Annotated in this window: 8 protein-coding genes; 3 read left to right on the top strand and 5 right to left on the bottom strand. The window is 64.6% G+C overall.

The window, feature by feature from the left end; translation table 11 throughout:
* A partial coding sequence (gene purL, locus QZ609_RS20105; protein ID WP_295498599.1) for a phosphoribosylformylglycinamidine synthase occupies positions 1-2,918 on the top strand: 2,918 nt, incomplete at its 5' end.
* Between the two features lie 144 nt (positions 2,919-3,062).
* On the opposite strand, the gene QZ609_RS20100 is transcribed toward purL, so the two are convergent.
* The 3 genes from QZ609_RS20100 to QZ609_RS20090 all read right to left on the bottom strand — a co-directional run bounded on the left by QZ609_RS20100 (position 3,063) and on the right by QZ609_RS20090 (position 6,717).
* Positions 3,063-4,685: an NAD(P)/FAD-dependent oxidoreductase gene (locus tag QZ609_RS20100; protein ID WP_295498602.1), complete on the bottom strand. Its 1,623-nt coding sequence runs from the start codon at positions 4,683-4,685 to the stop codon at positions 3,063-3,065.
* 135 nt (positions 4,686-4,820) lie between these two features.
* Entirely contained in the window at positions 4,821-5,573 is a 753-nt protein-coding gene (locus tag QZ609_RS20095) for an NIPSNAP family protein (protein WP_295498597.1), read from the bottom strand.
* 142 nt (positions 5,574-5,715) lie between these two features.
* Positions 5,716-6,717 carry an NAD(P)-dependent alcohol dehydrogenase gene (locus QZ609_RS20090; RefSeq protein ID WP_295498594.1) on the bottom strand — a complete coding sequence of 334 codons (1,002 nt, stop codon included), beginning with the start codon at positions 6,715-6,717 and terminating at the stop codon, positions 5,716-5,718.
* A 99-nt stretch (positions 6,718-6,816) separates the two neighbouring features.
* Here QZ609_RS20090 and QZ609_RS20085 point away from each other — a divergent pair, with 99 nt between their 5' ends.
* Positions 6,817-7,773 (top strand): LysR family transcriptional regulator, encoded by a 957-nt coding sequence (locus QZ609_RS20085; RefSeq protein WP_295498591.1) that lies wholly within the window; start codon positions 6,817-6,819, stop codon positions 7,771-7,773.
* A gap of 138 nt (positions 7,774-7,911) precedes the next feature.
* Here QZ609_RS20085 and QZ609_RS20080 read toward each other — a convergent pair whose 3' ends face one another.
* Together QZ609_RS20080 and QZ609_RS20075 are read right to left on the bottom strand one after the other, a co-directional pair.
* The gene (locus tag QZ609_RS20080; protein WP_295498589.1) at positions 7,912-8,373 is read right to left on the bottom strand and encodes a chemotaxis protein; all 462 of its coding nucleotides are present in this window, start codon (positions 8,371-8,373) and stop codon (positions 7,912-7,914) included.
* Positions 8,374-8,985: 612 nt separating this feature from the next.
* Complete coding sequence (locus QZ609_RS20075; protein WP_295498586.1) at positions 8,986-9,912, bottom strand: LysR family transcriptional regulator; 927 nt, start codon at positions 9,910-9,912, stop codon at positions 8,986-8,988.
* 127 nt (positions 9,913-10,039) lie between these two features.
* Here QZ609_RS20075 and QZ609_RS20070 point away from each other — a divergent pair.
* Positions 10,040-10,502 (top strand): SDR family NAD(P)-dependent oxidoreductase (locus QZ609_RS20070; RefSeq protein WP_295498583.1); only part of this gene is annotated, 463 nt, incomplete at its 3' end.

Genomic DNA, 10,502 nt, shown 5'->3' with positions numbered 1-10,502 from the left:
CGGACCGCATCGCCTCGCCGCTGCAGATCATGATCGAAGGCCCGATCGGCGGCGCCGCGTTCAACAACGAATTCGGCCGGCCCAACCTGGGCGGCTATTTCCGCGTCTACGAGCAGAACGTGGCCGGCACCGTGCGCGGCTATCACAAGCCGATCATGATTGCCGGCGGCATCGGCAGCATCGATGACGGCCATACGCACAAGCATGGCCTGCCGGCCGGCACGCTGCTGATCCAACTGGGCGGCCCCGGCATGCGCATCGGCATGGGCGGCGGCGCCGCCAGCTCGATGGCGACCGGCACCAACACGGCCGACCTGGACTTCGATTCCGTCCAGCGCGGCAACCCCGAAATGCAGCGCCGCGCGCAGGAAGTCATCAACGCGTGCTGGGCGCTGGGCGCGGACAACCCGATCCTGTCGATCCACGACGTGGGCGCGGGCGGCATCTCCAACGCCTTCCCGGAAATCGTCGACGGCGCCGACAAGGGCGCGCGCTTCGACCTGCGCCAGGTGCACCTGGAAGAGTCCGGCCTGAGCCCGGCTGAAATCTGGTGCAACGAATCGCAGGAACGCTACACGCTGGCCATCGCCCCGGGCGATTTCCCGCGCTTCCAGGCCATGTGCCAGCGCGAACGCGCACCGTTCTCGGTGGTCGGTTTCGCCACGGACGAGCAGCAACTGCAAGTGGTCGACAGCGATGCCGCTGCCGAGGCCGCCGAGCACTTCCCGGTCAACATGCCGATGGACGTGCTGCTGGGCAAGCCGCCGCGCATGCATCGCGACGTGCGCCGCGTCGCGCAGGAACTGCCTGAAGTGGACGTCACCGGTCTGGACCTGGAGACGGTTGCGCGCGACGTGCTGCGCCACCCGACCGTCGCCAGCAAGTCGTTCCTCATCACCATCGGCGATCGCACCGTCGGCGGCCTGAACACGCGCGACCAGATGGTCGGCCCGTGGCAAGTGCCGGTGGCCGACGTGGCTGTCACCACGCTCGACTTCAAGGGCTACACGGGCGAGGCGATGACCATGGGCGAGCGCACCCCGCTGGCCGTCATCAACGCTCCGGCCTCGGGCCGCATGGCCGTTGGCGAGGCCATCACCAACATCGCGGCGGCACCGATCGCCTCGCTCACGCAACTGAAGCTGTCGGCCAACTGGATGGCCGCCTGCGGCGTGGACGGCGAAGACGCCCGCCTGTACGACACCGTCAAGGCAGTGGGCATGGAGCTGTGCCCGGCGCTGGGCATCAGCATCCCGGTGGGCAAGGACTCGTTGTCGATGCGCACCAAGTGGGAAGACGCGGGCCAGGCCAAGGAAGTGGTGGCGCCGGTGTCGCTGATCGTCTCGGCCTTCGCGCCGGTGACGGACGTGCGCGGCACGTTGACCCCGCAGCTCAAGGCCGTTGAATCCACCAGCGCGCCCGCCGACACCACCCTGATCCTGATCGACCTGGGCCGCGGCAAGCACCGCATGGGCGGCAGCATCCTGGCGCAGGTCACGCAGCAGATCGGCAACAGCGTGCCGGACGTCGACGACGCCGCAGACTTGCAGCGCTTCTTCGCCGCCATCCAGCAACTGAACGCCAGCGGCGCGCTGCTGGCCTACCACGACCGCTCCGACGGCGGCCTGTGGGCCACTGTCTGCGAAATGGCCTTCGCCGGCCACACCGGCGTGTCGCTCAACGTCGACATGCTCACGCTCGACGGTACGCACGAATCCGACTACGGCGACGCCAAGAACTGGGCGCAGCAGGTCTCCGGCCGCCGCGCCGACCTGACGCTGCGGGCGCTGTTCAACGAAGAACTCGGCGCCGTGATCCAGGTGCCGCTGGCGCAGCGCGACGCCGTCTTCGCGGTGCTGCGCGAGCACGGCCTGTCCGGCTGCAGCCACGTGATCGGCGCGCCGAATGCCAACGGCCACATCGAAATCTGGCGCGACGCCAAGAAGGTCTTCAGTGCCTCGCGCATCGAGCTGCAACGCACCTGGACCGACGTCTCCTGGCGCATCGCCAGCCTGCGCGACAACCCCGAGTGCACGCAGAGCGAATACGACCTCCTGCTCGATGCCGAAGACCCGGGCATCTCGCCCAAACTCACCTTCAACATTGCCGAGGACGTGGCCGCGCCGTTCATCGCGACGGGCGCCCGCCCGCGCATGGCGATCCTGCGCGAGCAGGGCGTCAACTCGCAGGTGGAAATGGCCTACGCGATGGACAAGGCCGGCTTCGACACCTACGACGTGCACATGAGCGACCTGCTGGCCGGCCGCACGAACCTGGCCGACTTCAAGGGCTTCGTGGCCTGCGGCGGCTTCAGCTACGGCGACGTGCTGGGCGCGGGCGAGGGCTGGGCGAAGACGATCCTCTTCAACAGCATGCTGGCCGAGCAGTTCGCGGCCTTCTTCAACCGCACGGATTCGATCGCGCTGGGCGTGTGCAACGGCTGCCAGATGATGGCGAGCCTGGCCACCATCATCCCGGGCGCCGGCGCATGGCCGAAGTTCACGCGCAACCAGTCGGAGCAGTACGAAGGCCGCCTGGTGACGGTGCAGGTGGAGGCATCGCCGTCGATCTTCTACGCGGGCATGGAAGGCAGCCGCATCCCCATCGTCGTCGCGCACGGCGAGGGCTATGCGGACTTCTCGCAGCAGGGCGACATCAGCAAGGTGGCCGTGGGCCTGCGCTTCGTCGACAACCGTGGCCAGGTCACGCAAGCCTATCCGCTGAACCCGAACGGCTCGCCGCAGGGCATCGCCTCTGTGACGACGCACGACGGCCGCTTCACCGCGCTGATGCCGCATCCGGAGCGCGTATTCCGTGCGGTGCAGATGAGCTGGCATCCGAAGGAATGGGAAGCCGCTGGCGACGGCAGCAGCCCGTGGATGCGGATGTTCCGCAATGCGCGCAAGTGGATGGCGTAAGCAGTCTGCTCAGCAGCAAAATGAAAAACGCGCCGAGGGTGACCTCGGCGCGTTTTTCTTTGGTGCTTTGCAGATAGGATTGCGCAGATAGGTGCGGTAAAGGATGCGCTGACGCCTCTCGCCAGCCACCCTTAATCCCGCACATCAGGACACGTGCGTCGATGTCAGATTGAGTGCCACTGCTTGCGCGACTTCGATGCCGTCGATGGCCGCCGAATAGATACCGCCGGCATACCCCGCGCCTTCGCCGGCCGGATACAGGCCTTCGACGTTCATGCTTTGGTAATCGTCTTTGCGTCGAACCCGGATCGGTGACGAGGTGCGCGTCTCCACACCGGTGAGCACGGCATCGTGCATCGCGAAGCCTGCGATCTTCTTATCGATCTGGGGGAGGGCTTCACGGATGGCTTCGATCACGTAGTCAGGGAGTGCGGTGCTGAGATCGGTCGGGTGCACGCCCGGCTTGTACGACGGCACCACGGCGCCAAGCGACGTCGACGGCCGGCCGGCGATGAAATCACCAACCAGTTGACCCGGCGCCTGGTAATTGCCGCCGCCAAGTTCGAATGCCCGCTCTTCCCACTTGCGCTGGAACGCGATGCCCGCCAACGGGCCACCCGGATAGTCGTCCGGCGTGATGCCGACAACGATGCCCGCATTCGCGTTGCGCTCGGCTCGGGAATACTGGCTCATGCCGTTGGTGACCACGCGGCCGGGTTCGGAAGTTGCCGCGACCACCGTGCCGCCCGGGCACATGCAGAAGCTGTAGACGGCCCGCCCATTGCTGCAGTGATGGACCACCTTGTAGTCGGCCGCGCCGAGTTCCTTGTGGCCCGCAAACTTGCCGAAGCGGGCACGATCGATCAACCCCTGCGGATGTTCGATGCGAAAGCCCAGTGAAAACGGCTTGGCTTCGATATAAACACCGCGATCGTGCAGCATCTGGAACGTGTCGCGAGCGCTGTGGCCAACGGCCAGCACGACGTGGTCGCACCGCAGCGTTTCACCGTTCGAGAGCTTGAGCGCACGCACCTTGCCCTGATCGATTTCGATATCGTCAACCCGGGTTTCGAAGCGCACTTCGCCGCCCAGTTCGTGGATGGTGGCGCGCATTTTTTCCACCATGCTGACGAGGCGGAACGTGCCGATGTGCGGCCGGCTCAGATACAAGATGTCTTCCGGTGCGCCCGCTTTAACGAATTCCTCGAGCACCTTGCGGCCATAGTGGTGCGGGTCCTTGATCTGGCTATACAGCTTGCCGTCGGAAAACGTCCCGGCCCCGCCTTCGCCGAACTGCACGTTGGATTCAGGGTTGAGCACCGACTTGCGCCACAGGCCAAAGGTGTCCTTGGTGCGCTCGCGCACGGCTTTGCCACGTTCAAGGATGATGGGGCGGAACCCCATCTGCGCGAGGATCAGTCCTGCGAACAGGCCGCACGGCCCCATGCCGATCACCACCGGACGCGGGCGCGTCGTGTGCTCGGGCGCCTTCGCGACAAAGCGGTATGTCATGTCGGGCGTCACCCCGCAATGCGGCTTGCCAGCGAGCCGCTTGTGCACGGCCGCTTCGTCCTTGACTTCGACGTCGACGATATAGGTCAGCTTGATATCCGAGCGCTTGCGAGCATCATGCGCGCGGCGGAATACGGTGAAATGGACAAGCCCATCTGCCGCTACGCCGAGATCCGCGAGGCGCGCGCGAACCGCGGCTTCAAGATCGCTTTCGGCGTGGTCCAGAGGGAGTTTGACTTCACTTAAACGTAACATGGGTGCCAGGGTGCAATCACCACGGAAATCGTGGCCGACCCGTATTTTATAGGTTTGGCGGCTTTTCAAACGGAATGAAGCCGCACGACGAAGCGCGAGTGCTTCAGTGGCGTGCGGATGGTCGTGGGGCCGCCTTCAAGCATGGATGGCCGATCGAGCCGTCGGAGCGAGCCGAAGTGCCTGCGGCCGGCCCACGAGCCACGGTTCGAGCAAGGGTGCCACGTCACGCTGCCAGGCCTCGCCGTGTGCGAAGGCGTCGAGCGCGGCAGTGTCGCTGAACATCGCCAAGCCAACGAGCACCTGCTCGCCCTCACGCACCGGCAGGCGCGCGAAGTTGTTGGCGCTCGGCTCGGTGACATACCAGCCCAGCACCTTGGCGCCGCCGGCGCGCAGCGTGTGCGTCATCGCGTCACGGCACAGCAGTAGCAGCGTCTCGCCCGCGGCCTCGCGAAGACTGAACACGGTCGCGCCGAGAATGCCCGGCGGCAGCTCCGCCGAGCCCGCAGCGGCACGATCGTCTGGCTTCGATGCCACGGCCGCGCCAGGCCATGCGGGCTTGAGCAGCAACACGTTGTCCCAGTCGAGCATCGTTGGATTGGCCGCGTTGCTGTGCGCGGCCCAGACCGGTCCGCTGTAGAAGGCTTGCAGGCCTTGTGCGCGGCTGGCCATGTCGGCAAAACCGCGCAGCCAGACAAAGCGGTCGGCATCGTCCAGGTCGCGGAACTGGCCCATCACACGCATGCCGACGGCCTCCTGGCTTTCGACCAACTCACGGTCGAACAGCTCGATCAGCACATCGCGCTGGTTTGGGTGCGTCGTGTACTGACGCAACTCGACGACTTGGCAGTCTTGGGACGCAGGTGCGGTTACTGGTAACAAGTCAGGCATGTTGACCTCGTCAATCAGGAAGGGCTACCAGTCGCTCTGCAGGTGGCCGGAGGGTGGAGCAGCACGTTTCGCGATCAAAGCGTTCCCAAAACGTGCTGGATCTGAGAGTCGGCGTACTGCCAGCACCAACCTCGGACTGGGCTCAATGCAGGATCGCGACCTTGCCAAAGGACTGCCCACCGCCCAGACGGGCATAGGCTGCCGCGGCTTCGTTGATACCAAACGCCTTGTCGATGATCGGGGTGATGCGATGGGCCGCGACAGCACGGGCGACGTCGGCGAGGTCTTCCACCGGCCCAGTGTTGTTGCCCTGGACGGTGACGCCCTTGGCGATGATCGGCATCAGGTCGATCGCAGCGCTTGTGCCGGCCACGAAACCAATCGTGAAGACCACGCCACCATGGGCCGTCGCTTTCAGCGAACGCGCGAAGCTGTCGCCTCCCACCGTCTCGATCACGAGATCGGCACCGCGCCCTTCGGTGAGCTTCAGGATCTCGATCTCCCAGTCAGGGGTCGCCCGATAGTTGACGGTCAGGTCGGCGCCCAGCTTGCGCACGCGCTCCAGCTTTTCGTCGGATGATGAGGTCACGATCACCGTGGCGCCAAAGGCCTTGGCGAGTTGCAGGGCGAACAGGCTGACGCCGCCCGTGCCAAGCAGGACGACCACCGATCCTGGCCGGATGTTCGCCGCGCGCAGCGCTCGCCACGCGGTGGTGCCGGCGATGGGCAGGGTCGCCGCCTCGGCAAAGCTGAGGTGATCGGGCAGGCGCACCAGGCCGCGTTCATCGACGACGGCATATTCCGCCAGCGACCCCGGGAGGGACACGCCGCGCATCTGCGAGACATTGACCGGCGAGATCCGCCCACCGCGCCATCCAGGCATGAAATGCGGGACGACGCGGTCGCCAACCTTCACGCCCGTCACGTCCTGGCCTACGGCAGCGACTTCACCGGCCCCGTCGGCGACCGGAACAAGCGGAAACTTGGGGACTGGAAAATGACCGCCCGCCACGGCGAGATCGAGAAAATTCAGGCTGGCGGCGCGCAGCCGCACCAGCACTTCACCCGGTCCTGCGACGGGATCGGGCAGGGTGGTGGGTTTCAGGGCGTCGAGCGAGGCGGCGGTCAGTTCGATGGCATGCATGGCAATCTCCTTTGGGATGGACAGGTCGGCTTGTTTGCCTTGACATCCATAGTAGACCTGCCATTTTTATAGATAATCTGGCTTTACCGCAGGATATTCATGCACTCAGCACAGCAATGGTTGAACGGTTCACAGGTGGAGGAGGCGGTCGCCTTCGCGGTGGTCGCGGAGCAAGGCTCTTTCGCCAAAGCAGCGCTCATCCTTGAGCGCGACGCCACCATCCTGTCGCGCCGTGTCACGTCGCTGGAACGGCGGCTTGGTGTGCGCCTCCTGGAACGGACGACACGCCGGCTCACCCTGACCGAAGCGGGGACTGCGTTCCTTGCCCGGGTCCGAGCCGGTCTCGGCGCCTTGTCCGAAGCCGAGGCCATGGCTTCATCAGAAGCCCTCAGCGGTCCGCGTGGCACCCTGCGTCTGGCCTTGCCGGCGAGTTTCGCGCGGATGTGGATTGCCCCGATCTTGCCGGCATTCCTGGCCCGCTATCCCGAGGTCCGGATCGAAGCGAACCTTGCCAACACCTTTGTCGATCTGGTCGCCGGGGGCTTCGACGCGGCCGTGCGCATCGGCGCGTTGCCGGACTCGAGTCTCGTCGCTCGGCGTATCGCCGGTCATCGTCGGATGCTCTGCGCCTCACCCGCCTATCTCGACCGACATGGCGTGCCGCAGGAACCAACCGATCTCGCCCACCACGCCTGCCTCGGCTTCACCGGCTTCGCCAGCCACCCCAATTGGCACTTCGTCCATCCGTCCGAAGGTCGCAGCGTGACTGTGCGGATCACCGGCCCGCTGGTGTGCGACGATACCAAGGCGCTCGTTCAGGCCGCTGTGCGCGACGCGGGCATCATGATGTGCGCCGACTGGCTGGTCGGCCGGGAACTGGCGAGCGGCCAGCTCCTGCCAGTGCTAAGCGCCTGGACCACGCAGGACGCGGGGGCCGTTTATGCGGTCGTGCCGTCCAACCAGCTCTTGCCCGCCAAGACACGGGCTTTTGTCGACTGGATCGTCGAAAGCTTCGCTCCGATTCCGCCGTGGAGGCTCTCGCGGGAAGCGCCCTGATGCAGGTTCGAATTCTGCCGGGGGCGCTACTTCGGTACAGAACTGGGCACGCCAAAACCTGCCGTTTTTGCGCTTTCAGCAGCGACGAGCGTCGGAGTTCGGCAGTTCGGCGCCCATATGACGGTTGGTTGGGTTGGACTACTTGTAGTAACCGACACCGCATCCCAGGCCTGCGACCCCGGTAGTGAAGCTCGCCTTCGGCACCCACGTCTTGTCAGCGCCGGGCTTGGGAGACATGTAGCTAATCTCATTGATCTGGCCCTCTTTTGCCGCGTCATAGAGCCTTGGGCCATACACGTCGCCTGTCGGGTCCTTAAATGTCCTCACATCCTTGCCGAGCAACCCCTTAACGTTGGGATTGCCGTTCGCGACGAGGCGTCCGTCGCTGAGGTTGAAGCAGAACGGATAGAGGTTGCCGACAAGGAAGCCGTTTTCGCCCTTGTTGATCTGGTCGAGCGTCTTGGCCTTATCGGCTTTGATGGCCGCAACCGTCTTTTCAAGCATGGCCTTAGCGTCCGCCGCAGTCCCTTGCGCGAATGCCGTCGTCGAGAACAAGGCAGCCATGGCGCCTAGCGCGCCAATCACGAGTTGACGAAACATGGACATTCCTCCCTGTCGAGCAATTTGCAATTGCCATGCACCGTGCGCAGGCCGGCAAGGCGTCATCTCTAAGCATCATAGGGGAATCGCGAGGGAGTCGTGCCCATCTTCATCGGCCGTGGCGATTCACCTGTCGCTAGACATTTGCCCGTACCGCCTACCTCGGAGGTCGCGGCTCACCCATGAACACAATGTCTGAAGCAGTCAACTCAAAATCGCGCCCCTTATACCGGAAACGAAAAATGTCTGGGCACTCAGGTTCCGCGATGCTCTTCGCGTATTGCAAGGCGGCGGCTTCGTCAGGGGTCAATTTGCCGAGGAGCCGGTATTTTGCGACTCGGTACATGCCACACGGCGTCTCTTCATACTCGCTATAGGCAGCAAGGCCAAAGAAGAGGGCAGCTAATACAAACACAACGGACAGGAATACCCAGGACAGGCGGTTGAGGGTTCGCATCGAGGAATTTGTTTTTGGAGGCAGAGCGAGGCGCTACTTTACTGCTGCTCTGCTTTCAACGCGTCCGAATGCGCGGGCGGAAACATCAATGAACCCTTATGGCCAAACTTGGCCGTCGGGTTGCTTGCCTTTAAGCAGATCAGCAGTGACCCACACTACGGACTCGAAGGCAACGCCTCCAAATATGGCGCCAGTAGCTCCCCCACCCAATTCATAAACACCTGCACCCGCACCGGCAGATTCCGCCGGTTCGGATACACCAGCGACACCGGCATCGGCGGCGGCCGGTTGTCGGGCAGCACCTCCACCAGCGTGCCATCTGCGATCAGCGCCGACAGCCCCGCATACACGGGCGCCTGGATCATCCCCAGCCCCGCGCGGCACGCAGCCTCGTAGCTTTCCGCCGAACTGACCGTCACCGCGCCGCGCATCGGGCGGAAGGCGGGCCGGCCATCCTCCACGTATTCCCACCCCGGCGATTTCGTCCCCAGCGTCTGCACGTAGTGAACGATGCGATGGTGATCCAAATCCTCCAGCGATTGCGGCATGCCATAGCGCGCGATATAGCCAGGGCTCGCACAGTTCATCTGCGGCAACTGCCCGAGCGGGCGGGCGATCAAGCTGCTGTCGGTGAGCGTGCCGATGCGCAGCACGCAATCAAAGCCTTCGCGCACGGGGTCGACACGGCGGTCGGTGCTGGAAAGCTCGATCTCCAGCTCGGGATGCGCATCGAGAAAACCGGGCAGGGCGGGGATGACGATGCGCCGCGCTACGCCCACCGGCATATCCACCCGCAGCCGCCCACGCAGCGCCTGCGGGCTGTGGCGAAACATCGTCTGCAGCTCATCCATGTCGGCCAGCAAGTCCTGGCAGCGCTCGTAGAAAGTCTGGCCGTCCTGCGTGAGCTGGACCTTGCGCGTGGTCCGGTGCAGCAGGCGCGTGCCGAGCATCGTTTCCAACTGCTGCACCGCCACCGAGGCCGCGGGCTTGGGGATGCTCAGGCTCTCGGCCGCGCGCGTGAAGCTGGCGAGTTCTGCCACGCGCACAAAGATCTGCATGGCTTCGAGTCGGTTGGTGGACATGGCGGTGGGCGGTCGATTGTTATCTGTGAGCAAACACAGCGATAGGATAGTCGAGATTTATTCTGCGTCTATCGCCCAATACCATGCTCTCACGGTGTTCGACACCCTTAACCCACTGGAGAGCAAGATGCCCCAATCCCACACCCCCATCGCCATCGTGACCGGCGGCAGCCGCGGCCTCGGCAAGAACATGGTCCAGAAACTGGCCAAGAACGGCACCGACGTGATCTTCACGTACCGCAGCAACCGCGCCGAGGCCGACGCGCTGGTCGCCGAGTTGACCGCCCAGGGCCGCCGCGCCGCCGCGCTGCAACTCGATACCGGCAAGATCGGCACCTTTGCGGCCTTTGCCGACGCTGTGCGCGGCGTGCTGGCGCAATGGAAAGCCGAGCGCTTTGACTACCTCGTCAACAACGCCGGCATCGGCATCCATGGCACCGTGGCGGAAACCACCGAAGCCCAGTTCGACGAGCTGATGAACGTGCACTTCAAGGGTGTGTTCTTCCTCACGCAGACGCTGCTGCCGCTCATGGCCGACGGCGGGCGCATCGTCAATATCTCGTCGGGGCTGGCGCGCTTTGCGCTGCCGG

Source organism: uncultured Ralstonia sp. (assembly GCA_913056305.1).
In the GTDB taxonomy this organism is placed as follows: domain Bacteria; phylum Pseudomonadota; class Gammaproteobacteria; order Burkholderiales; family Burkholderiaceae; genus Ralstonia.
This window is presented reverse-complemented; position numbering and strand designations above follow the sequence as displayed.

Bases quoted from the DNA above. Each gene is read 5' to 3' on its own strand.
- QZ609_RS20100 (WP_295498602.1), bottom strand. From the start codon at position 4,685: ATGTTACGTTTAAGTGAAGTCAAACTCCCTCTGGACCACGCCGAAAGC.
- QZ609_RS20095 (WP_295498597.1), bottom strand. From the start codon at position 5,573: ATGCCTGACTTGTTACCAGTAACCGCACCTGCGTCCCAAGACTGCCAA.
- QZ609_RS20090 (WP_295498594.1), bottom strand. From the start codon at position 6,717: ATGCATGCCATCGAACTGACCGCCGCCTCGCTCGACGCCCTGAAACCC.
- QZ609_RS20085 (WP_295498591.1), top strand. From the start codon at position 6,817: ATGCACTCAGCACAGCAATGGTTGAACGGTTCACAGGTGGAGGAGGCG.
- QZ609_RS20080 (WP_295498589.1), bottom strand. From the start codon at position 8,373: ATGTTTCGTCAACTCGTGATTGGCGCGCTAGGCGCCATGGCTGCCTTG.
- QZ609_RS20075 (WP_295498586.1), bottom strand. From the start codon at position 9,912: ATGTCCACCAACCGACTCGAAGCCATGCAGATCTTTGTGCGCGTGGCA.